Here is a 25405-nt window from a genome sequence, read left to right on the forward strand (position 1 = left end):
CTGGCCCCTCGGGCCAGATACCCTAAACTCCTAATCCTCCCCTAAATATGGAAATAACTCAGAATGAAGTGGCTCGCTTTTGAAGTGATCGCTCTGGCTCAAATCAATATTGACAAAAACAAACATACGTTAAGCAAATTTTGATATAGAAAAACTACGTTTTCTATACACTAAAACTGTTATAAGTGTAACAAAACTTAACTTTTGCCTATTAACTGAACATAGATAAAGAAATAGAAGAGTTTAAACAAGTTTATCATTGATAAAAAACGAGAGAGAACTGCTGTGAAGGTCATACAGAAAGTAGGAGCTAAGAAAACATAGTTATTATTCACTATTAACAATAAGTGTTATAAATTATAAAATGTAAATAATATCCATTTTTAAAACTATTAAACATACAAGGGAGAGATTTGATGAATTTAAAGAAGAAAATTCTATCAGTTTCATTATCTAGTTTAATAACTTTAAGCGCAGTAACAGTTGTTGCCGGCCCAGTTGATGCGGTTGGAAATGGTCCTAGCGCTGGAAATGGTCAAGTAACAACTTCAATTCTACATACTTATGACAGTTTGGTAAGTTACCTTAAAACCCAGGATGCTAAACAAGAAGCATTGACACTTGAAGTGATTGGAAAAACGGTAAAGGGACGAGATATTTATCTAGCAAAGTACATATCCGATCCTGAAAACCCCACTATACTATTTTTAACCCAACAGCACGGAAACGAACAACTGACTACTGAAGGTGCACTCGAATTTATTAAACATCTAGGCACGAATAAGACTAAAGGTTTGCTAGAAAATATAAATATCCTGATTATTCCTATGTTAAACGCAGATGGAGCTATGGGTGATGTTAATTTCTCTCTTGATGACTACTTTGCAAAGGGTGATAGACATCTAACTCGTGCAAACGCTAACGGTGTCGACTTAAACCGTGAGCATGATAAAGAAACTAGTGAAATGCAAGTCGAAGTAAAAGCATTACATGAAAATGTTTTTGCAAAATACGATATTGATTACATGATTGATTTACATCATCAAGGGACGTTGAGCGAAACAGAAGGTGAACTTGTTTCAGGTTCGATGCTTTATCCAACAAACGCTAATGTAAAACCTGAAGTGTTAGAAGCTTCTAAAAAGCTAGGTGCTGTTGTATATAATGCAATAGAACCTACTGGCTGGGGGCATATTGGTAAATATAATGGAGGATCAGGAGAAAATATAGGTCGTAACGGTGCAGCCGTTCGTTATGATATTGCAACGCTTCTCTTTGAAATGCGAGGTATGTCAGATCACAATGTCGAATCAGTTGCACTTGGACAAAAAAGCAACGGCTATCTAATAAAACAAACCATTACCACTTTGGATGCAGCTGTTAGAGCTCTTGCCGATAATTCAATTGAAACTGTTGATGCAAGTTTTTGGGATACACTTCCAACGCAAACAAATCGTACTGGAGAAGAAGCAGACGAATAAAATTATCAACACATCCTATTCTTTCTAATGGGATGTGTTTTTTTCTTGTTATCTGTCCTTTTGTTTATTCCAATGTAGTTTTAACTCAATAACAATCCTAATAGGTTTTTTTAAATCAGCACATAATATACTAAAATAGAAAACATCGAAGAAAGTACAAACAATCACCAGGGACCGAAAATGTAAGATTTAAAATTCTTCTCCTATGATATCTTATGGAAATCTGCAAATTTTATAAAAATGTTATCCTTATATCTCCCCCTAATTACAAAAAGAGTTAAAAGACAATTTAGTAATTTTATAATATGTATAAAATAACCCCCCCCTGTCCATAATGATTAATAATCAAATAGACAAGGAGTGTCATAGGTATGAAAAAATGTAGTTGGTGCGGCAAACGAACAACAAATGATAGTAAAAAACGAGAAGGCATGTGTGCAAAGTGCTACACATTATATAAAAAGATAGGCAAGAACTTGGACAAATATGCTTAGTAATAAGTCTTGCCATCTTTCCTAATAGGAAACACCTTATACTGCTCGTTTTTATTGTATCTACCTTGAAACCACTCAATGAACTCAACATGATTGACCACAATTTTTATGATCTCAGCTGAAAGCATCGTCTTAGTCATATCACAACTAACCGCAAGTTTCTTTAATTTTTCATGTGTATCAGAATCCAAGGAAGAATTGACACGAATTTTTTTATCAGAACGAGGTTTTGTACCATCTTTCATTTTCAAATTTGATTTAATCATTTATCCATTCCCCTTTCTAATTTTTGAAAAATCATCAATAAAATTTCTAACTTAGCTCACTAACACTGTTACACATTTACTGTGTTCATCTGTGACATATTTACGCTGTTACACCTAGAAATATTCCTGTTATACCAATAATTCAGCCTCCCTTAACCTTTATGTTTAAATGTCGCTAACCTACATCGCCCTCTTTCATACAACGAGAACCTCTTCCCTAACCAATTAATACATCTAACTATCGTAATTTCAGATGTCTGTCCCTCACCACTGGTACAGATACTGATTACCGAATTAAATGCACAGCCTCCATTTAATGAACAATCCAAAGGAACAAAAATATATATATACAAAGGGGTGATGAACTATGTTTTATCGCACAATTGGAGAAGGTCAACCTTTAGTTCTGATTCATGGGTTAGGTCAAACAGGAGACGCTTGGAAATTACAAGAAGAGTTATCAGAGTATTTTCAGTTGTTCATTCCAACTTTGCGAGGGCATGGGACATCACCGGTCACGCAAAATATAGCTTTACGTTACTTTGCACAAGATATTTTAAGCATGCTAGATGAAAACGGTATCGAGTCTGCTCATTTTTGCGGGCTATCACTTGGCGGCATGATTGTTCAAGAAATTCATAGTCAAGCGAAAAAACGCGTAAAGTCTATGATACTCGCTAACACAACAAGCTATGTACCTGGATTATTGTCGGAACTGGTTTTACAGGATCAGGAGCGTTCTTTAAATCGCTTATCGGACGAGGACTATATAAAAAAGATAGCCCTTGATTCTTTGTACAGGCCGAGTGACGAGACGATAAATCATGCGCTGCAGACGTTCCATTTGAACAGAGAAACGTATATTCAAACAGCAAGGGCAACCCAAGGCATTAATTACTTAATGATGCTAACGCTTACAACAGTGCCGATTCAAATCATCTCATCCAGTCACGATAACGTTACACCGTATTTGTACAACGCTCACGTTACGCAATGGTGGGCGCGTAAAGCGAAACTGACTCTGCTTAATCAAACAGGTCACTTATCCAACATTCAAAAGCCAGCACAATTTAATAACATCGTCAAAGCGTTTATAGAGAAGTGTTGACTAAACCATTATGAGAAAGCCAGGGACGGAGTACTAGAAAGGTGTTTTCAATGGCTTAACCCATATCCGCCATCTAATCTAGCTCCAAAGGCAAAAAGGCATATTCTCCGTCCTTAATAATCTCACATTTCTGAACTGGAATAGGATGTTTAAAAATAGGCCCATCTATGACTGTAGTATGGAACTCTCCACCTTCTCCGCAGGGATCAATACCGCGAGCTTCAAGCTCCTTCACATATTCATGGGTTAACGTTCGCCCTAAATCGTCCTCTCGCATTCCAAGTGTTAAATTAACCGTTACAACGGTCGTTACAAACCCTAGATTTATGAACTCTTCGACAGCTTCACGATGGTTCATTTCCCATAAAGGCATCCCAAGCTTTAATCCAGCATTCTTCGTAACCTTTTCATGCCAACAGCCATGAGCAGGCATATCTAAGTCTCCAGTTACTAATACTTCTGCTCCTTGATTTTTAGCTTTTTCTAAAAGGTGCATAAATACTTTTTCATAATCTGTCCAACTTGCAGCTGCAGTATATACGGGCAAACCTATCGATTGAGCTTGGGCACGTATGAGTTCAGGAGGCATTCCATGGGATCTGGAACGTTTCCCTTCTTCCTCCAGCATGACGATTAGTCCAACTGCTTCTCCAGCCTTCATTGCTTTATATAAAGCTAAGACACTATCCTTTCCTCCGCTAAAAGAGGCTATAAATTTATGCCCGCAAGCACCATTTTTCCAATTTATGAATTCCGCCATTCCTATCTTTCCCCTTTATTCTAATGACTTTTTTTGTGATTTCTGTTATTAGCTAATTTCATATTTTATGTACGAGGTTTCATAACTCTATTTGTTTGATTTTATCACGATTGGGTCTTACAGATGGGATACTATTACATACTGATACAAAATTTTTTTGTTATAGTCACTATCTTTTTAATGGAACCAAATTTGTTATAGTTAGAGTCCATAACCCTTGATGTGACTGGATTTTCATCCTCCGAAAGCAAGATAAAAAATGAAGAAACTGATTAAAAACAAGAGCATCTGCTAAAGGAAAAGCAGATGCTCTTTCAACAAATGGGGGATGTATGATTAGTTTCGCCAGTTTTTAAGATTTATATACATCTATTTTGGGAAATTGATACATTTTTTAAAAAACGTTTATTACAATAGATAATCTTACTTTCTATAAACACATTTACTTATATACTTCACCAACATTCCCTACACGTATCAGCAAAATCTTATCTAAAATCAGAATATAAAAAAAGCCCTTTAAACAAGGACTTTGCCAAATCGATTTTTTTACTTTGCTCCCTGGTTGTACTGACGCTGGTACTGTTCCTGATTGTAGACAACCTCTTTTTTGGCTCGCCAACGGTAAAACATTTTCATCAAAGGCATAATTAAAATAAAGATGAATAATAGCCTGAACGTTTGGAACATCGACACAAGCGAGACTTCTGCATTAACTGCATCAGCTAATAATACCATTTGATCTAAGCCACCTGGAGCTGTGCTTAGGAAACTTGTAGCGAATGTTGCGTCCAATGTAAACGACATTAGGAAGCTTGAGCCGAATGTTAAGGCGATTAGTGCGAATGCGCTGAAAATGCCACCTACAAGTACACGTACTGGAAGCTTAATCATATGTGGCTTGAGCATTAAGCCAATATGGGCGCCGATTAGTAGCTGTGCAACGTCCATGACGATGCCAGGTACTTGAGGCATTGCGATTGGTGTTGTGAGTTGCAACGTAATTAACAAAATAATTGGTGTGATGAAAAATGCGACTGGCAAATGGATGCGTTTCATTAAATGTGAGCATACCCATGCAAGTGCAATTAATAATACTAAACTAATCGTTAGCTTCGCGTCAGTTGGCTGCTTACTCATTACTTGGCCAGCGACAATAAACGGTACGAATACAACGACTAGTAACAGCCGAATTACTTGAAAATAAGAAATCACGCCAATTTCTTCAACTTTTTCTTCTTCAGCAAACACGACGATTTGACCTAAACCGCCTGGGATAGCGCCTAGTATAGCAGCTTTCATCGGGACTTTTGCCCATTTGCTCGTTAAGTAGGCGATGCCGATTGAGCCACCGATTAAAATAACGTTTAGCATTATCATGTAAAATAAAATTGAGCCTATCATGCCGAATAAATCGATGTTAAAATTTACACCTATTACGGTACCGACCATGACGACACCTAAATCACGCATTTTGCCGGACCATTTGAGCGGTCCTTTATAAATAAATTGGGCTAACATGACGACAACAATTGGGCCAAGCATCCATGGAATAGGGATGTGTAGCAGGCTAAAAATATAACCGCCAATTAAAGATAAAACTAACACCTTTAACATTGCCTTCAACAGTAACACCCCTTCCTATAATAATTTTCCTATCTACATTTATTACTTAAGAAACCACCAGCGTTCATTGTCATGAATACTGGTGGTTTAGTTATTATGATTTCGCTAATTCTTTTACTTGTGCTTCACGATCTACGTCATCGCGGCGACGGTCACCCCAGTATGCAGAACCATTTTTCAAATATTCCTCATAAGTCCATTTCACTGGCTCCCAGTCTGGCTCGAAGATTAAGTAGCCGTTTGTGAAGATTTCAAGACGTAAGCCGCTTCCTGGGTCTTTTACGTAAATGTACATTGCTTGAGAAATACCATGTTTACCAGGACCTACGAATTGTACATCTGCTTCGCATAAAATGTCAGCAGCACGTAGTAAGTCTTGGGCGTTGTCTAACCAGTAAGCGATATGGTGCATTTCATTTGGCTCTTTTGAGCGTGGTGTAGACATGATTGCTACGTCATGTACTAAGTTTGTTACTGATAACCAGCTTGCTACTTGTACATCGTCTGGATTTACAAAATACTCGCGCAACTTGAAGCCTAATGCTTCTTGTAAATATTTTACGATTTCAGCGTTGTCGTGAGAAGTTTGTAAGTTTACATGGTCGATACGGCGTGGAGATACACCTTTCGCCCAAGATTTATAAGTTTGGTTTTTAAGTACTGATTTACGAGATTCATCAGCAGGTGTTTTTTCCATATCGTAGTAAAGTTCGAAGCGATGACCACTTGGTAATTCGAAGCGGATTGCTTCACCTTGTGCTACTTCTTCGCCTGCTTCTATCCAACGTACTTCTGTACCAGCATCTCCTAATAATTTTGCGAAAGTCGCTATGTCCTCGCGACGTTTTGTACGCCAGCCGATGTGATCGATGTAAGAAGTTTCACCAGCTGTAATTGATAATGTATGGTGTTCGAAGTCGCCCCAAGCTCGTAAGTAGTGTACGCCATCTACAACTTCTGTTTCTTCTAAACCGATTGTGTCGCGGAAGAACCATAAAGATTTTTCAAGATCTGCTGACACTAAAGCTACGTGTCCTAATTTTGCAATTTCCGGTGCGTAAAGAAATTTTTCCATTTATATTCACCCCATAATTAGTTGTCTTTTTATATAAGAGGACATGTGACATATGAATTCACTCTTTATAAATCACATTTTCGAATACTAATATTACCCTTGAATGTTTGTATCAACGCCGAATAAATGTCTACCGTAACCTAAAATGCCGTCTTCATATAAAGAAGTAATGTGTGTTGCGATTGCCATTAAGTCACGAGTGAATAGCTCTACTGGGTGACCTTTTAATAATGCATGCCCACCTAAAGTAAGTAGTGATTTTACGCCGATTTGTGTACACTTATCGATAATCTTTGCACGGATTGCTTTATATTTTGCCCCTTCATATGGGCCACCTTTATCTGTTTCCATCATTTTGATGTATTCATTTAATAAAGTTTTAGCAGAAAGCATTTCAAGCTTTAACTCCGAAAGCACGCGTTGGCTCGTAGGAGAATCTTTTTCGTTTATGCCAGAGAAGCGTACGCGACCTGCTGTATGCCTTTCGAATTCGTCAAGTACACGCTCTGCACCACCAACAGCCATCGCGGCGAACCCTACATAGAAGCCAGGGTAGAATGGTGTGTTGTAGTATAAGTAGTCTTGATCGAAATCTTCATACGGTGGTTGGCTCTTTTCGATAATTTTGCTAAAGCGTAAAATTGCATCAGGCTTAACGAAAACTTTATCGACGATTAATGTATTACTACCTGATCCACGAAGACCAAGCGAATCCCAAGTTTTCACAACTTCTAAGTCAGAAACTTTTAATAAAATACCTACACGCTCAGGTTTGTCGTTGTCTTCGAATTTCATAATTGCGCCAACGCCAACCCAGTCGCAGTAATTGATACCGCTTACAAAATTGTACTCACCTGAAACGATATAACCGTCTTCAACTGGTTCTACTTTGCCAATTGGTGCAAATACGTCAGCTACGAAGCCGCCTTGGTTAATGACTTCATCGCGAATGTGCTTTGGATAGTAGCATACCCAAGAGTTGTGCACTGAGAAGAAGTATGTTAACCACGAAGCAGATAAGTTGTGGTAACCAACTGTACTTACCATATCAACAAACGTGCGCCAATCAAGTTGTGGATAGCCAAACTCTTTCGGTAAAATTAAACGATGAATTCCCTCCTCGCGGATAATATCCGCGATGCGTGGAGAAATTGTCGAGTTTAAATCTGCTTCGATTGCTTCTAACTCTGCAGCATCACCGATACGCTTTGCTTTTTGCATAATTTCTTCATAAATCGCTTTATTTTCAACTACTGTTACCATTTGATCATTCCTTTCAAAAATAGTTTATTGTGCTGTAACTTCTTGACCTTTTTCCACTGCTAAAAAATCGATAACAAGTTGGTTCACGATTTCTGGTTGGTCAGTTTGTGCTTGGTGACCGCAGTTTTCGATATATTCGAATTTAATGTTTGGTAATAATTTTTCAAGCTTATAACCTGTCTCCACTGGTGCAACAGCATCTTGGTTACCCCAAATGAATAAGCCAGGAATTTTTAATTTTGGGAATGCATCTTTAATGCAGTAACGATCCCAAAGCTTTGGTTCTTCATTCATTCTTGCTAAATAAGCGTCGAACGCTTGATTTGATTCTTTTATGCCTGGGCGAGTTGCTGCTTGATGACGTAGTTGAATTAGTTCCTCAGGAATGACTACGTCTTCACTTGAATTACGGTACATAAATTTACGTAACGATTCTTCTGTATAGTCATAACCAATCACTTCTAAGAATGAACGTAGCTTTCTTTCAGGTACTTCTTGCATTGCTTGATAAATTGTATTACTGCCGATGTAAACAACTTTATTTACTTTTTCAGGGTGGTCAATTGCATATTTAGCTGCAACGTAAGCACCTTGTGAGTTGCCGACAAGTGATACTTCATCTAGGCATAATGCTTCAATAAAATCATGTACATGATCTACTAAGCTTTGATGACCATTTACTGGCCATGCGTGCGGGCGTGCATCTGTGAAGCCCATTGATAGTTGGTCTACTGCGTATGCGCGGAAGCCGGCTTTTGCTAATGCAGGTAACATTAAACGCCAACCCGCTGCGCCGCAAGCTCCAGGTCCTGCACCATGTAGTAAAATTACAGCTGGTCCTTCTGTTCCGGCCCAGGAATAATGTGTACGTACACCGTTTGCTAGTACGTAACTATTATGAAATCCTTCAAAAATTGTCATCATTTTGCCCCCTTGTACTGATTGGCTATTATTTTATGTTTTGAGTATAACTGTTAATTTTTTCAAACGTCATAGCGATTTTTATTGAATAAATAGTCATAATCTTTAAAATTTATTGAAAAGTAAATTTCATTTTTGTAATATGGGGAATAGAAAATCAAAGGAGATGTGATTTTAATGAGTGAAATTGCATTTGATTCTAGCGAAACGAAAAATATTTTAATGTCGGCAAATGCCTTCCACACATTAAAAAACAATTTATTTAACAATATTGGTTCTCATAAAACGAAAGGCTTTTTATTCCGATTTGGTAAAGAATTTGGGATGGAATCAGCAAAAAATCAGCTCCAAAATAAAAACTCGATGAATCCTGTCGGTAAAAGACATTCGCGCTTAGGTCACGTAAAAGATGTTATTTTCAGGGGAGAAATTGTGCGCCATCCGGACGGAACGATTGAATGTATCGATACGTGGGGACAGTGGGTAGAATCATTCGAGGCAGCATTACACCTTAAAAATTACGGTTTAGCAAATGAATGTGTTTGTCATATGTTATGCGGCTTTGCGAGTGGGGCATTGACATATGAGTTTGGCGAGTCAATTATTGCCATTGAGTACAAGTGCGTCGCAAAAGGTGATCCGTGCTGCGAGTTTAAAGTGCGTTTGGAGCGTGATTGGCTCGAGGATAAGGAGGAGCTTATTCACCTTTATCAAAACGACAACATTTTATCTGAGCTTGAAATGACATATGATGCACTTTTGCATCATAAGCAAATGCTCGAAAAAATTTCAATGTTTCATGGTCAGCTCACGCAAAAAGTAACAGAGAAACATTCGATGGACGAAATCGTGCAGGCTGCGTATGAGCTGTTGAACATCCCGATTTTGATTGAGGATGTTCACGGCAATCCGTTAAGTCAAACTGGTTTAACGGAAGATCAACAGCTAGTAATTAAAAAAGATAAGGCGAAATTATCGCATTTTGATGATAAGCACAACGTTTCACATTACAAAGCCAATAAATATTGGAAGTTGACGGCACCAGTTCTTATTAAGAAAAAAAATTATGCCACTTGTTCGTTTTTTTACTTTGATGAAAAGCATATGGATGAAAACGATCACTTATTTTTAGAGCGTATTTCGACGGTCGTGGCGTTATGTATTTTATACGAGGAGGCGCAGTTTGAAGAGCAACAACGTATGCGTAGCTCGCTATTAGAGCGCTTAATTCATAATCGAAATATTAAAGATATCGAATCTTACTATAAATTTTTACCGTTTAAGTTTCAGCCGCCGTTTTCTACAGGTATTATTAGTGTGAAAAAGAAAAAGAAAAATAACGAAATTATTGACATTCATGACCAGCTATCACAGCTGTCAAAGTTAGCAAAAGAGTGGGATTTGCCTTGTATTTTTGCAGTACTTGGGGAAGAAATTGCGCTCCTTAATTCGCTAAATAGCGATAAGCAAGGGTGGCAAAAGAAAATTTCAAAAATTTTCCAAAAAATAGAGAAGCAAAATAGCAATTATAAATATTCAATCGGGCTTAGCGGAACATTTAGCAACTTTAAAAATTTCGAACGTTCTCTAAAAGAGGCGCGTGTCGCACAGGGTTTCCCAAATCAAAAGCTACTAACAGCTTACGAAGATTTAGGAATGCTTGGCGATATCGTAAATAACATGAGTATCGAACAGCTACATGAAATGGCGAAAAAGACGTTAAAAGACTTATACGATTTCGACGATCCGCGTAAAAAGGAGTTATTGTACACGCTTTACGTCTATTTATTAAATAGCCAGCGCTTAAAAGAAACGATGGATGAGTTGACGTTATCAATCGGCGGCATCCAATATCGTATAAAGCAAATTGAAGAGCAGCTACAAATTTCACTAAAAAATGCATCAACAGCAGCGTATACTTTATTAATTATTCAGACGCTAATATTGTCGGATAGCTTGAGCTTTGAGGAATTTGCTAGATAAAAAGCGAAGTATATTTAACAAGATTTAAAGAGATAAAATACATAAATGTTTTATCAATTGTTTAAGCATACGCCGAAATGAAAAGCAACAGTTATTAGTAAATCCCCTTATTAAGCAAAAAAGACTGTAGACAAACCCAGTTTTTGAGTTTGTCTACAGTCGGATACATTTTTCTAATGGGATAAACCCATGTTGAATTTTATTGCTCTACAGTAACGTCTAAGTTCATTTGCTCTTCTTTAGTAGTACGACGTGCATCTTCTTTTGCAGTTGCTGTAATTTTTAATTTACGCGTAGCTAATAATACTATTGCAGTTAAAACATATAAACTAACTATAACTAACACCCCTGAGTTGAAGCCAGCGCGAACATCATCACCTGCAAGTGTAATTAAGTAACCAGTAATCCACGGACCAATTATACCAGCCATACTTGAAATAGATAATGAAATACCCGTTATACTACCTACTAAGTTTTTTGGAATGATTAACGTTTTAATCGCAGCATTTAACGGTAATAAGCTTGTGTTCATTACTAAGCCTACCCCTAAGAAAATACATGCTAAAACTGGTGAATCTACAATCGTTGTCATTGCGTAAGAAGCCGCACCAACAAGTAATACTGTAACTAATACACGGTCATAAGATTTGATAAGGCTTTTATTTTTCTTGAATAAGAAGTCTGTAAATTTACCTGCACCAATTGCGAATGCTGTACCGGTAATACCCATTACAGCGAATATTAAACTCATACTTTGTGGCTCAAAACCAACGATTTTTGTTAGGTAAGTTGGTGCCCATGTAAGAACCCAAGTTGTAATCCACATTGATACGAAACCTACAACTAAAATTGATAATACATAAGGGTTGATGAATACCTTTAAAATATCCTTGAACGGTACTTCCTTGTTAGAAGCTAAAGATTTTACGTCTTCGACCAGTGGTTGCTTTGGCTCGTCCCTCATAAAGAAGAAGAAGAGTGCCCATAAAAAGCTTGCTCCCCCTAACAATGCGAAAGTATGTTGCCAACTAAGGTTTGTAATACCCATAACTAAAAGTGGTGCAGCTAAATACGTACCAACTGTTGTACCAGAAGTCATAATAGCTGTAGCGACACCACGTTGTACACTAGTGAACCATCGTGCAAGATGTACTAGGCACAAACCGAGCGTACCACCCTCGAAGAAACCTAAGACAACACGTAGTAAAATTAAGTGTGTTAACGTTTCCACAAAATAAGCACTTGCTAATGAAACTGTCCATCCAATAGCAATCATCATTAATAAATATTTTGTGTTGAAGCGATACGTTAATGTACCTAAAATAATACTTCCGACAGCATATGCAGCGAAGAAGCTACTTCCTACTAAACCAAACTGATCATAGGATAAATTTAGTTCAGACATGATTGGTTCTGCGGCTAATCCTAAAACTGATTTATCCGTATAGTTTAAAACAGATAGTAAGAATAGAAATCCTAATACAACCCAGCGCACGTAAAATCCCCCTCGCATTACCGTATTTTCCCACCCACATTGTTTCGTAATTAAACTGTTTGACTTTTCAAAAAACTTTTTAAGATAATTTCACGTCTCCACTTTTCTCCAAGTCAATTGTTAGCGTTTTCAAAAAATATTAGGATAATTTTCCACCTCCATTTGTTTTGCAAGAAACGCATTCATTTCAGCATTATTTTTACCTTCTTTCGAAAAGTAAATGGAAAAAATCGGAATGCGAATCTTTCATGAAGAGAATTCTATTTGAAAAAAAAGAGATTTACAAGAAAAAAAAGAATGATACTAATTTGTTTTTGAAAGAGAACAAAAAAGAAAAAACTAAATTCCAATTCCAAAAAGTCAAATTTTTAACACTAGGATATATTGATAAATCTGATTTTTTCTAAAAAGTTTTCACAAAAAATTCAAATTTGGTTTTGTGTAAATTTTATTGTTTTTATCTGAATTTTCAATAAAAAACACAATAACAATTTTAAATAGACTCATTTATGATTAAATCATTCAGTTGAGAATGGAGGAATTAGGATGGATGATCGTTTATTTAGAGATGCAATGGGAAAGTTTGCTACAGGCGTAACAGTTCTTTTAACTGAAAACGAGGGAGAAACACATGGAATGACAGCAAACGGTTTTATGTCAGTATCATTAGATCCGAAGCTTGTCTTAATTTCTATTGGACATAAAGCAAAATTTTTAGAGAAAGTTTCACAATCTAAAAAATATACAGTAAATATCTTAGCGGAAGATCAAGAGCATTATTCACGTCATTTCGCTGGGAAACCTGGTGAAGCAGTAGAATTTGAAACATTAGCTGAGCTACCAGTATTAAAAGGGGCTATCGCTCAAATCGCATGTGAAGTTGTATCAGAACATGTAGAAGGTGACCATACATTATTCATTGGTAGAGTAGTAGATTTACGTCTTGAGGATAAAAATCCGTTATTGTTCTTCAGTGGTAAATATCGTCAATTGACTGAGATGGAAACAGTTGAGTCATAAAAGGAGAATTGTCTATGAATATTCAAATAATGGCTGAAGCATTGCTTGAAGCAGAACGTACGAAACAGCCAATTGCACCATTAACTGAAATCTATGAAAATATTACAGTTGCTGATGCTTATGCAGTGCAATTAGCGCAAATTCGTCAAAAGATTGACAAAGGGGCGACAGTAAAAGGGCTAAAAATTGGTTTAACAAGTAAAGCAATGCAAGAAATGTTGAATGTATATACACCAGACTACGGCTTTATTTTAGATACGATGGTATATGACGAGGCAGATGGTTTAGTTGCTGAGTCCTTTATTCAACCAAAGGTAGAGTTTGAAATCGCATTTGTTTTCAATAAAGAGTTAAAAGGGCCAAACGTGACGGTTCAAGATGTAATCGATGCAACGGCTTATGTTGTACCAGCAGTAGAAGTAATCGATAGCCGTATCGCGAATTGGAAAATAAAATTCGAGGATACAGTGGCAGACAATGGTTCTTCAGCAGGTGCGATTCTAGGTGAAAAGCGTACACTACTTGAAGATATTGAAGACATTACAAATATTTCAATGATTGTGAAGAAAAATGGGGAATTTTTAGACGAAGCAACGAGCTCGGCCGTGTTAGGTAACCCACTCAATGCGGTTGTTTGGTTAGCAAATGAAGTGAGTGCATATGACATTTCTATCGAGCCAGGCATGTTTGTTTTATCAGGAGCACTATCAAAAGCTGTTACCTTTGAAACAGGCGATGAATTCGAAGTTGACTTCGGTATACTCGGAAAAGTAAGCGTTAACATTTTGGAGAAAGTAGGGAAGAAATGAAAAAGCTTAAAGTAGGAATTATTGGATCAGGAAATATAGGGACAGACTTAATGTATAAAATTGAGCGCAGTCCAGTATTAGAAATGAGTGTTATGGTAGGGATTGACCCGAATTCCGATGGTTTAAAACGTGCGAAAAATCGCGGTTATGAAATTATTTCAACCGGGATTGACGGCTTAATGGAACGCCTTGATTTAGTTGATATCGTATATGATGCGACAAGTGCATATGCACATAAGCATAATAGTGATTTATTAACAGCGGCAAATAAAAAAGTAATTGATTTAACACCAGCCGCAATTGGACCATTTACTGTTCCACCAGTAAATTTAAAAGAGCATATCGAAAAAGCAAATGTGAATATGGTTACGTGTGGTGGTCAGGCAACGATTCCAATCATTCATGCAATAAATCGTATTGTGCCTGTAGAATATGCTGAAATTGTCGCAACAATCGCAAGTCTTTCTGCAGGTCCTGGTACACGTGCAAATATCGATGAATTCACAAGTACAACATCTAAAGCAATCGAAGTGGTTGGCGGTTCAAAAAAGGGGAAAGCCATTATCATTTTAAATCCTGCAGAGCCACCAATTATTATGCGTGATGCAATCCATGCTTTAGTGGAAGAAGAAGGACATGAAGAAGCAATTAACAAGTCGATTCAGGATATGGTAGCGGAAGTACAAGCTTACGTACCAGGTTATACATTGAAAGTATCACCAATTTTTGAGGGCAAGAAAGTATCTGTATTTGTCGAAGTAAATGGTGCAGCAGACTATTTACCGGCATACGCTGGTAACTTAGATATTATGACGGCAGCTGCTGTGCAAGTTGGCAATGAAATGGCGCGTCATATACAGCACGAGAAGGAGGTCATCTCATGACATTAAATATTTTAGATGTATCGTTACGTGATGGAAGTCACTCTGTACGTCATATGTTTACAGAGGCACAAGTACGTGCAGCAGCAAAAGGTTTAAATGCAGCGGGAGTTCGTTATTTTGAAGTATCACATGGAGATGGCTTAGGTGGCTCTTCATTACAATACGGGTTGTCAGCAACTGATGAATTAAAGCTTATTGAAGCTGCTGTATCAGAATGTACAACTTCAGAAGTAGCAGTGTTATTAATTCCTGGAATCGGTACAAAACAGGATTTAGAAAATGCAGCGAAATTAGGAGCAAAAATGGTTCGTGTAGCAACTCACGTAACAGAAGCCGATGTAGCTGCACAACATATTGAACTAGCTCGTACACTTGGCTTGAAAACAGCTGGATTTTTAATGATGAGCCATATGGCTCCTGTTGAAAAAGTTGTAGAGCAAGCAAAATTATTTGAAAATTACGGAGCAGAACTCGTTTATGTAACAGATTCTGCTGGAGCAATGTTACCAAAAGATGTAACGGATCGAATTGCAGCACTTAAACAAACTTTACAATGCGAAATTGGCTTCCATGCCCATAACAATTTATCGATGGCAATGGCAAATACAATTGCAGCAGTAGAAGCTGGAGCGACTTATATTGATGGAAGTATGCGCGCGTTAGGTGCCGGAGCTGGTAATACACAAACAGAAGTAATAGTAGCTGTTTTAGAACGACTAGGTTATGAAACAGGTATTGATTTATATAAATTAATGGACACGGCAAATGATGTAATTGCACCAATAATGCAACAATCACAAGAAATAACTAGTGGTAGCTTAATTTTAGGTTATGCTGGCGTGTACTCAAGCTTCTTGTTACATGCACAAAAAGCCGCAAAACAATTTGGTGTCGATGAACGTGACCTTTTAATAAAAATCGGACAAATGAAGGCTGTTGGTGGACAAGAAGATTTAATTTATGAAGTAGCACAAAATTTAGCAAGATAAAAGAAAAAGGAGAGAATCGCAATGAGGGTAATCTATGTGAATGCGAATAACTTACAGGAGATTAAACAATCATCTCCTAATGTAGCAATGGCACTTGGTTATTTTGATGGTGTGCATTTAGGGCATCAAAAAGTAATTCAAACAGCTAAAGAAAAAGCAAAAGCACAAAATTTATCACTAGCGGTTCTCTCTTTTTTCCCACATCCAAAAAGTGTGTTATTTCCGGACAGAGAAATCTCATATCTAGAGCCACTAGAACAAAAAGTTGAAAAGTTAGAAAGGCTTGAAGTAGATATTTTTTACATCGTAGAATTCACAAAAGAATTAGCTAAAGTAGAAGCGAACGATTTTTTAGATGATTATATTATAGGGTTGAATGCTAAGGAAATTATTTGCGGTTTCGACTACACATATGGGGCAAAAGCAAGTGGTACTGTTAGAACACTGGCAGTTTATGCGGCCACACAGCAAGTAGGCCTAACTGTTGTCGAGGAGCTAAAGTGGAATAATCAAAAAATTAGTTCGACTTTGATTCGGAAGCACTTAACAGAACGAAAAACTAGTGAATTACCGAATTTATTGGGAGGCTTTTATAAAACTAAGTATTGTCAAAAGAATGGTACACTACCGAATTATTCGTTACCGAATGTAGGTAGTTATAAAGTATTGATTGAAGATCGACATTCTTTTATTGAGTGTGTTGCGACTGTAAAGTGTAAAAAATATATTCAGATTCATCATGAAATGTCCACACTACCGAATTTATTAACGATACAATGGGTTGATCAACTCGAAACAATACCAAGCTGATTATTTAGCCTTTGATTTTACGTTGATAGTATGTTCATTTTCCTCAATTATTCTCTCTCTTTAAATCAGATAAATTTGGCAGAACCATTACTAAAATTGTTCTGCTTTTTTATTTTCGTTAATGAATATAAAACAGATTGGATTGATAGAATGGAAACGCTAAAAAAAGTATTAGTAGCAAATCGTGGAGAAATTGCTATTCGAGTATTCCGTGCATTAACAGAACTAAATATTAAAACAGTAGCGATTTATTCACGTGAAGACAGTGGTTCATATCATCGTTATAAAGCAGATGAATCGTATTTAGTTGGTGTTGGTAAAAAGCCAATTGATGCGTATTTAGATATTGAGGGGATCATTGCAATTGCGAAAAGTTGTGAAGCAGATGCAATACACCCTGGATATGGCTTTTTATCGGAGAATTTAGAGTTTGCAAAGCGCTGCGAGCAAGAAGATATCATCTTTATTGGGCCTGAATCGCGTCATTTAGATATGTTTGGCGATAAAGTAAAAGCACGTGAACAAGCTATCCAAGCAGATATTCCGGTTATTCCCGGAACAGATGGGCCAGTTAAATCATTAGAAGAAGTAAAGCAGTTTGCGGATACATATGGTTATCCTATTATGATTAAAGCTGCCCTAGGTGGTGGTGGACGAGGAATGCGTATGGTAGAAAATGCAGAAGATATTGCATCAGCATATGAACGGGCGAAATCTGAAGCTAAAGCAGCTTTTGGTTCAGATGAAGTATATGTTGAAAAATATATTGTTCAACCAAAGCATATTGAAGTACAAATCATCGGTGATAAACATGGAAATATTGTACATCTATATGAACGAGATTGTTCAATTCAACGTCGTCATCAAAAAGTGGTTGAAATTGCGCCATCTATCTCTTTATCGGAAAATTTACGTAATAGAATTTGTGAAGCTGCAGTAAGATTAATGAAAAATGTTGGGTATGTTAATGCAGGGACTGTAGAGTTTTTAGTTGCTGGAGATGATTTTTATTTCATCGAAGTGAACCCACGTATACAAGTTGAACATACGATTACTGAAATAGTAACGGGTATTGATATTGTGCAAACACAAATTCATATAGCAGATGGAAAATCATTGTTAAGTGAAGAAGTAAGGATTCCAAAACAACAAGATATTCCGTTATTCGGTTACGCCATTCAATCACGTGTCACAACAGAAGATCCATTAAATAATTTCATGCCAGATACGGGGAAACTACAAGTATATCGATCTTCTGGTGGATTTGGTGTACGATTAGATGCTGGAAACGGATTCCAAGGTGCAATTGTTACACCATATTATGATTCATTGCTTGTAAAAGTTTCGACCTGGGGGACGACATTTAAACAGGCAGCGGAGAAAATGAAACGTAATTTAAGTGAGTTTCGTATTCGCGGCGTGAAAACAAATATCCCCTTTTTAGAAAATGTTGTCACTCATCCTAAGTTTTTATCTGGAGATTTTAATACGAATTTTATTGATACAACTGAAGAGCTTTTCAATTTTAAATTACCACGAAATCGCGGTTCTAAATTATTAAATTATATTGGTAATGTAACAGTAAATGGTTTTCCAAGTGTTGAAGCGAAATCAAAGCCGATTTTCACAAAGCCCGTTTTACCAAGTACTATTGTTCCGGATGATTTGTCTGGCACGAAACAAATTTTAGACACTCAAGGTGTGAAGGGTCTTGTAAAATGGATTCACGAACAAGAAGATGTATTATTAACAGATACAACGATGCGTGATGCTCATCAATCTTTACTTGCAACACGTATACGTACAGCTGATATGCTAGCTGTTGCAAAACAAACTGCTGCAGGGATGAAAGATTTCTTTTCACTTGAAATGTGGGGTGGTGCTACATTTGATGTGGCATATCGTTTTTTAAAGGAAGATCCATGGAAACGTTTAGAGCAGCTACGAAAAGAGATTCCAAATGTCCTGTTCCAAATGCTAATACGTGGAGCGAATGCAGTTGGATATAAAAATTATCCAGACAACGTAATTCGTGAATTTATTGGACAATCTGCCGAAGCAGGTATCGATGTATTTAGAATTTTCGACTCGCTAAACTGGATTAAATCGATGGAAATATCGATTGAGGCAGTACGCGACGCTGGGAAAGTGGCAGAAGCAGCGATTTGCTATACAGGTGATATTTTAAACGACAATCGTGCGAAATATACGGTGCAATATTATAAAGATATGGCAAAAGAGTTAGAAGAGGCTGGCGCACATATTTTAGCAATCAAAGATATGGCAGGTTTATTAAAACCAGAGGCAGCATATCGTTTAATTTCTGAGTTGAAAGATGTGACGACATTACCAATTCATTTGCATACGCATGATACAAGTGGTAATGGTATTTACACATATATACGTGCAATTGATGCAGGTGTAGATATTATCGATACAGCACTTGGTTCAATGTCCGGGTTAACGTCACAGCCGTCTGCCAATTCACTTGCCTATGCTTTATCGGGTGCGGGACGCCGTCAAGTGCACATGGATGTCGATTCATTAGGGTCTTTATCTGACTATTATGAAGATGTACGTAAGTTTTATAGCGAATTTGAAAGTGGCATGGTTAGTCCTCATGCTGAAGTATATGTACACGAGATGCCAGGTGGACAATATAGTAATCTTCAACAACAAGCAAAGGGTGTAGGCCTTGGAAATCGTTGGGAAGATGTTAAAAAAATGTACGGTCGCGTCAATATGATGTTTGGTGATATTGTAAAAGTGACACCATCCTCAAAAGTTGTTGGCGATATGGCACTATTTATGGTACAAAACGATTTAGATGAACAATCAGTTATTGAACGTGGAGCGTCTCTTGATTTCCCAGCGTCTGTTATTGAACTATTTCAAGGTTATTTAGGGCAACCGCATGGTGGATTCCCAGAAGCATTACAAAAAGTGATTTTAAAAGAACGTGAGGCGATTACCGTACGTCCAGGTGAATTATTGCCTGCAGTAAACTTTGGAGCATTACGGTTAATGCTTCAAGAAAAATTCCCTAATCGCAATATTACAGAACAGGATTGTATTTCACATGCGCTATACGACAAAGTATTTGAAGAATACATTGCAGCAGAAGAACAGTTTGGTGATATTTCTGTATTAGATACACCGACATTTATTTATGGTCTAAAGATTGGCGAAGAAATCGATGTAGAGATTGAAAAAGGAAAAACACTGATTGTGAAGTTAGTATCCATTGGAGAAGCTCAACACGATGGAACGCGAGTGTTATACTTTGAGTTAAATGGTCAATCACGTGAGCTTATCATTCAAGATAGTAATGTTAAAACGACAGGTACGGCTGCGTTAAAAGCGGATCCAACAAATCCGAATCAAATTGGTGCAACGATGCCAGGAACGGTTTTAAAAGTTGTTGTATCAAAAGGCAGACCTGTTAAACGTGGTGACCACTTACTCATTACAGAAGCAATGAAAATGGAAACGACTGTTCAAGCACCTAGAGATGGAATAATCAAAGATATATATATTATAGAAGGAGATTCTATTTCAACAGGAGATCTTTTAATTTCATTTGAGTGAGATATCAAAAGTTGTAATTAAGTGGATATGGGGCATTGCTTATTGCGATTGCTCTTGGTGCTAAATTTTTCAGAATTTTCTAGTTTCTTCTATTATATAAGGAGTTCAGATGCATCGCCATCTCGTATTCCATATAAGACGGGAAGTTATTTGCATGTTAAAGTTCAAGATAGAAGAAACTTATCAAAAATAGGAGCATCTGCTAGCAAGCAGATGCTTTTTCAACAAATAGGGGAAAATAAATTTTAAAATAGAAACCTATATTTATATCGATATAAACACCGACATTTACGTCTATGTAGACGTCGATATTTATATAAACATCAACGTAGTTAAATAAAAATAATTCTATAAACGGAGGGGCTAGTGAATGAAATCTACTATTTTATATCCCGTCCAATCATCTTATCTAATTCATCTTTCCAAAGTAAAAAACTCTATTGAAACAGGATAACTTAATCAATTATAGAGACGCAGAATAATGAAAGATAAACATAGATATAAACGCCGATATCGACATCGATATAATTAACGGTACGGTACTTCATATACAACTGGGCATTATCGTATTCGCTGAAGAAAGTAGGATTTTATTTAAAAATTACACTTAATATATTCCTGTACTCACTTTTCAAATCCTTACTTTCAATTTTTAACTCGGCGTATAACATACTTTATACACGTTTATAATCCCCTCACTTATGCTATACTCATCATATAATGTGGATTTTTTGGCATTATTTTCCCAAAAATAAGGGTCATTAAACTCGTCATATAAGTAAAGGATGTGAAAATGATGTTTTCAGCGTACATTTCGTATCTTCAAGAAAAGGGAATGGCAGAAAATACGATTATTTCTTATACGAATGATTTGAACTGTTTTTTCACCGATTTACATATTCGACCGGAAGATTATGTAACAGCTGCCGACATTCGTAAGTGGATCGGTGACATGGTTAATCCAACCGATGTCAAGCCTTTAGCCATTACCACGATTAACCGGCGCCTCAATTCATTGCGTGGTTTCTATTCCTGGGCAATCCGGCAGGAAAAACTGCAGCACAACCCAATGCAGGATATTCAGGATTTGAAAAATGCCGAGGAAGAGAATGAAAAGATCATGTGGCTCACAGAAGATGAATTCGAGAGATTGCTAGAAAAGTTAAGAAAGAAAACCGTCAAAAGTCGAGGAGTCAATCCCGAGGAAAAATATCGCCGTGATCGAGCAATCATTTACCTGCTTACATATGCCGGATTACGAGTCGAAGAACTATCTAATTTAAAACTAACCGACCTGGACCTAGAGTTGAAACGTCTTAGAATAGTAGGGAAAGGCAGGAAAATCCGAACTCTTCCTATTTCTAATACATTACTAGCTGAAATTCAGGACTGGCTCGTCTTTCGTGCCGAAATGGCCAAGCAAAAAACTCATGTCATGGACTCACCATATGTCTTTTACAGCCAACGATCTCCAAAGTTCACGATTCGTGGAATTCAGACAATGATTGAAAGCTACAGCTTACCAAGGAAAAAGTTAACTCCACACATGTTTAGACACACTTTTTGTAAATGGATGTTAAAAGCAACCAACAATGACATTGAAAAAGTAAGAAGACTGGCCGGCCACAGTAATATTGCGACGACAAGTAAATATTTAAAAGATTCGTATGATGATCTAGCAGATGCGGTTGATTCGCTGCCGCGGTTTTAATTTAGCGTTTACATCTAAACACAATCAAATTCTATATTCTACAAGAACCAGGGTTACGAGCCAACATTTTAAAAATGTTGGCTTGTTTGTAACCTATATAGTAAAAGAAATCAGCGAAACAGTGTATAAGTGTTTATTTTTATGCAAAATCGTTCCATATTGCGGATACTGGAGGTGTCTTTATTAAAGAAGAACTGAATGAATACTCCCGCCACTTAGGCTAACGCCTTGAAGTGGGGGTTTCTAATGTATCGAACATTTCTGAACGCTTAACATTAGTGGAGTTGACACAGTGGTGTGCTAAAAACACCCACCCCCTCTATCCCATTGGTCTTGCCTTTGGGACTACTTGTAAAGTTGCGTGAAAGCCTATGCTTCACGTAAAAACGTGGCTTGGCTGTTTAAGGCTTGAACATTTTACGTGGCAAAGCAACGATTCTTGCCACAACCTCATATGTTCAGTTATCAAAGAACAACTTACAGGATTATTTTACCATACAAACACATGTTTTGCTACGCAAAAAGGCGATTCACCCCCTCCCTACTCATTGGGCTATGCCTTGCACATTCCTTGAGGAAGGGGTACTCTCGCCTAAAATTGATAGATGGAAAAAGAATGTACGATACTATTTAGGTTGAACTACCCACCACTTAGCTAAAGCTTGAAGTGGGGGATTCCTGCGAACACCAGTGTATCCACTAGTTATTTAGCAGGCTAACCCTGTCGCACCGACAGTTAGCAGTACAGACGGCTTATTAGCCTCCTGCGCGGTGTTGCTATTTTGTACGTTGAACTCGCCACACGCCCTACTCTGCTTGATTTTCTCTACTTCGGTGCGTGTGGAGGCGATTAGAACGTTGAAGATTTTACGCGACAGACGTTTTTCCTGTCACAACCTCCTATCTTCAGTTTTCAAAGAACAACTTACAGGAAAATTACACCATACAAACAAGTGTTTCGGCTACCGCCAACCGACATTCATCTCCCACCTACTCATTGGGCTATTGCCCTTCATATTCCTTAAGGATGGGATTCTTCTGTCGGGAAAAGATAAAGTATTACCATTAAAAGAGGTGTTCGTTTGAAATTTCTTGTAATTGGATCCATTATCATTGGTGCTAGTATTTTTTCCTTATTACCCATTTTATCTGCCTATTTTTTTCAACCAACTTTAAAAGATAGCATCAAATTTAATGTATATTTTCTTCCTCTTTCTTTTATAGGAAACATTGTATTAGCCTGGGGGTTCATTCAAGGCAGCAAAATATTTGGAAATACAGTAATGCTTGGCGGTATTCAAACTGGGGTCAATGCCATTCTTGTTACGATTTTATCTATTTTGGTCTTACAACAGAAAATTTCCGTCTATTCTATTATTGGTATTTTCCTGATTGCTATAGGTGCTGTCCTTTTAAATAAATAACATGTTTCATTTTAAACATACACATATCAGGAATCCGTACAAGGTTCGGTTTAGAAAGATAAAAGCTTTACTCTTTTTAAACAAAAGGAAAAGCATAGCTGAGATATCTCAACTATGCTTTTCCTTTTGTAATTCACTTTTTGGAATTGCCGCCTTTTTAGGCATCATACATACAAAAATGAATGCCACAAAAGATAAGACTAACATAAACACATAGGCATCACTTGAGCCAAAGATAGAAGCTAATTTAGCTAGTTGCATAGCTGAAATGTTTCCATTTTCCATAGATAACTCAGAAGCATGTGAAGTGGATTGAATGGTATAAACCGTGATGACAACTGCCGTTCCAATAGCACCTGCTAATTGGCGAATAGTATTATTTACTGCTGAACCATGTGAACCCAATTCTCTTGGTAAAGCATTCAATCCGGCTGCATTTAAAGGCATCGAAATGAAGCTTAATCCAATTCGTAAAAGAATGGTGCGAACCATTAAATATATATAAGTCGTGGATTCGGTCAAATCAATTACAGCCCACATCGAAATAAAGATAAATACTAAACCTGTAATAAAAAGTGGTTTTGCCCCATATTTATCATACATTTTACCTGTGATAGGTGATAAGAAAGCATTAATCACAGCCCCCGGTAATAGAAGCAGACCTGCTTCAAATGCGGTAAAACCTCTTCCATTTTGCAGGTAAATAGGTAAAAGAATTAGATCCGCATACATAATTATCGTAATGAGTACGTTAATGACTGATGTAAGAGTGAAGACTTTATACTTAAATACGGATAAATTTAATAATGGATCGTTAGACTTTATTTGACGTAAACAGAATAGAGTTGTCACGATTATTCCAATGATAATGGTTGTAATAACAACCGGATGATCCCATCCCTTGCTTCCTGCACTACTAAATCCAAATAAAATAGAACCAAAGCCAATCGTTGATATAATGACGCTAACGATATCTAATTTTGCTTTTGTTGTGTCTGCAACATTCATTAAATATTTAAACGCAAGAATAATCACGATTAATACAAATGGAACTAATCCAATAAATAGCCATCTCCATGATACATATTCAATGATAAAGCCGGATAATGTTGGAGCGATGGCCGGTGCAAAAATGATGGCAAAGCCAATCGTTCCCATAATAATTCCACGCTTTTCACTAGGATATAAATATAAAATAACAGTCATCATCAGTGGCATAATAATTCCTGCCCCAATTGCTTGAATCATTCTTCCTGTTAACAGAACGCCAAAATTCATGGCACAGGCACAAAGTACGGAACCAATGAACAAAAAGAACATCGAGCTAATAAACAGCTGCCTTGTTGTAAAACGTTTCATTAAAAACGCCGTGATTGGCACTAAAACGCCGTTTACGAGCATAAAGCCTGTTGATAACCATTGTACAGTTGCGGGCGTAACATCAAATACCTCCATTAAATTACTCAATGCAACATTTAATAAAGTCTGATTTAATGTTGATAAAAAGCAGCCAGCAATCAGGACCATTAATAAGATTTTTTTATTTCTATCTGTTAATTCGTTCGTCATTCATAACCACCTCTATTCTAGACTTGCATTATCAACACTGTGTCGATAAAATCAATAGTAACAAAATGTATATTGTTTGACCATGAACAGTTTTTTTGAAACTGTTTACTAATCGACATAGATAATATA

At 37.0% G+C, this 25405-nt stretch carries 19 protein-coding genes; 11 read left to right on the forward strand and 8 right to left on the reverse strand.

The window, feature by feature from the left end:
- Window positions 1-416 precede the first annotated feature (416 nt).
- Window positions 417-1481 carry a M14 family zinc carboxypeptidase gene (locus ACE199_RS21475; protein ID WP_375351559.1) on the forward strand — a complete coding sequence of 355 codons (1065 nt, stop codon included), beginning with the start codon at window positions 417-419 and terminating at the stop codon, window positions 1479-1481.
- 490 nt (window positions 1482-1971) lie between these two features.
- Here ACE199_RS21475 and ACE199_RS21480 read toward each other — a convergent pair whose 3' ends face one another.
- A complete protein-coding gene (locus ACE199_RS21480) occupies window positions 1972-2241 on the reverse strand; it encodes a hypothetical protein (protein WP_375351560.1) in 270 nt (89 codons plus the stop codon).
- Window positions 2242-2608: 367 nt separating this feature from the next.
- On the opposite strand from ACE199_RS21480, the gene ACE199_RS21485 reads away from it, so the two are divergent.
- Window positions 2609-3349, forward strand: a complete 741-nt coding sequence (locus ACE199_RS21485) for an alpha/beta fold hydrolase (RefSeq protein WP_375351561.1) — start codon at window positions 2609-2611, stop codon at window positions 3347-3349.
- Window positions 3350-3422: 73 nt separating this feature from the next.
- Here the strand turns inward: ACE199_RS21485 and ACE199_RS21490 are convergent, their stop codons facing one another.
- The 5 genes from ACE199_RS21490 to ACE199_RS21510 all read right to left on the reverse strand — a co-directional run bounded on the left by ACE199_RS21490 (window position 3423) and on the right by ACE199_RS21510 (window position 8994).
- Window positions 3423-4109: a Dph6-related ATP pyrophosphatase gene (locus ACE199_RS21490; RefSeq protein WP_375351562.1), complete on the reverse strand. Its 687-nt coding sequence runs from the start codon at window positions 4107-4109 to the stop codon at window positions 3423-3425.
- A 549-nt stretch (window positions 4110-4658) separates the two neighbouring features.
- Window positions 4659-5726, reverse strand: coding sequence for an AbrB family transcriptional regulator (locus ACE199_RS21495; protein ID WP_375351584.1), 1068 nt, complete (start codon window positions 5724-5726; stop codon window positions 4659-4661).
- 103 nt (window positions 5727-5829) lie between these two features.
- Window positions 5830-6810: a VOC family protein gene (locus ACE199_RS21500; protein ID WP_375351563.1), complete on the reverse strand. Its 981-nt coding sequence runs from the start codon at window positions 6808-6810 to the stop codon at window positions 5830-5832.
- Window positions 6811-6903: 93 nt separating this feature from the next.
- Window positions 6904-8073: an acyl-CoA dehydrogenase family protein gene (locus tag ACE199_RS21505; RefSeq protein ID WP_375351564.1), complete on the reverse strand. Its 1170-nt coding sequence runs from the start codon at window positions 8071-8073 to the stop codon at window positions 6904-6906.
- Window positions 8074-8097: 24 nt separating this feature from the next.
- Window positions 8098-8994, reverse strand: coding sequence for an alpha/beta fold hydrolase (locus ACE199_RS21510; RefSeq protein ID WP_375351565.1), 897 nt, complete (start codon window positions 8992-8994; stop codon window positions 8098-8100).
- 177 nt (window positions 8995-9171) lie between these two features.
- On the opposite strand from ACE199_RS21510, the gene ACE199_RS21515 reads away from it, so the two are divergent.
- Window positions 9172-10977, forward strand: a complete 1806-nt coding sequence (locus ACE199_RS21515) for a V4R domain-containing protein (RefSeq protein ID WP_375351567.1) — start codon at window positions 9172-9174, stop codon at window positions 10975-10977.
- A 199-nt stretch (window positions 10978-11176) separates the two neighbouring features.
- Here the strand turns inward: ACE199_RS21515 and ACE199_RS21520 are convergent, their stop codons facing one another.
- Entirely contained in the window at window positions 11177-12472 is a 1296-nt protein-coding gene (locus tag ACE199_RS21520; RefSeq protein WP_375351568.1) for an MFS transporter, read from the reverse strand.
- 546 nt (window positions 12473-13018) lie between these two features.
- Here ACE199_RS21520 and ACE199_RS21525 point away from each other — a divergent pair.
- The 8 genes from ACE199_RS21525 (at window position 13019) to ACE199_RS21560 (ending at window position 23707) form a co-directional block, all read left to right on the forward strand.
- Window positions 13019-13492, forward strand: a complete 474-nt coding sequence (locus ACE199_RS21525; RefSeq protein WP_375351570.1) for a flavin reductase family protein — start codon at window positions 13019-13021, stop codon at window positions 13490-13492.
- A 14-nt stretch (window positions 13493-13506) separates the two neighbouring features.
- Window positions 13507-14301, forward strand: coding sequence for a 2-keto-4-pentenoate hydratase (locus tag ACE199_RS21530; RefSeq protein ID WP_375351571.1), 795 nt, complete (start codon window positions 13507-13509; stop codon window positions 14299-14301).
- Entirely contained in the window at window positions 14298-15185 is an 888-nt protein-coding gene (locus ACE199_RS21535) for an acetaldehyde dehydrogenase (acetylating) (protein WP_375351572.1), read from the forward strand. Before ACE199_RS21530 ends, ACE199_RS21535 begins: the two co-directional genes overlap by 4 nt.
- On the forward strand, window positions 15182-16174 hold the full coding sequence (gene dmpG / locus ACE199_RS21540) for a 4-hydroxy-2-oxovalerate aldolase (RefSeq protein WP_375351573.1): 993 nt from the start codon (window positions 15182-15184) through the stop codon (window positions 16172-16174). The genes ACE199_RS21535 and dmpG overlap by 4 nt, the downstream gene beginning before the upstream one ends.
- A gap of 21 nt (window positions 16175-16195) precedes the next feature.
- Window positions 16196-16984: an adenylyltransferase/cytidyltransferase family protein gene (locus ACE199_RS21545; RefSeq protein ID WP_375351574.1), complete on the forward strand. Its 789-nt coding sequence runs from the start codon at window positions 16196-16198 to the stop codon at window positions 16982-16984.
- Window positions 16985-17134: 150 nt separating this feature from the next.
- Complete coding sequence (pyc, locus tag ACE199_RS21550) at window positions 17135-20572, forward strand: pyruvate carboxylase (RefSeq protein WP_375351575.1); 3438 nt, start codon at window positions 17135-17137, stop codon at window positions 20570-20572.
- Window positions 20573-21368: 796 nt separating this feature from the next.
- Window positions 21369-22283, forward strand: a complete 915-nt coding sequence (locus ACE199_RS21555; protein WP_375351585.1) for a tyrosine-type recombinase/integrase — start codon at window positions 21369-21371, stop codon at window positions 22281-22283.
- A 1082-nt stretch (window positions 22284-23365) separates the two neighbouring features.
- Window positions 23366-23707 carry a hypothetical protein gene (locus ACE199_RS21560; protein ID WP_375351576.1) on the forward strand — a complete coding sequence of 114 codons (342 nt, stop codon included), beginning with the start codon at window positions 23366-23368 and terminating at the stop codon, window positions 23705-23707.
- Between the two features lie 108 nt (window positions 23708-23815).
- On the opposite strand, the gene ACE199_RS21565 is transcribed toward ACE199_RS21560, so the two are convergent.
- A complete protein-coding gene (locus tag ACE199_RS21565; protein WP_375351577.1) occupies window positions 23816-25276 on the reverse strand; it encodes a DHA2 family efflux MFS transporter permease subunit in 1461 nt (486 codons plus the stop codon).
- Between the last annotated feature and the right edge of the window lie 129 nt (window positions 25277-25405).

Origin of the sequence: Peribacillus sp. Hz7 (assembly GCF_042136355.1) — a bacterium.
Classification (GTDB): domain Bacteria; phylum Bacillota; class Bacilli; order Bacillales; family DSM-1321; genus Peribacillus; species Peribacillus asahii_A.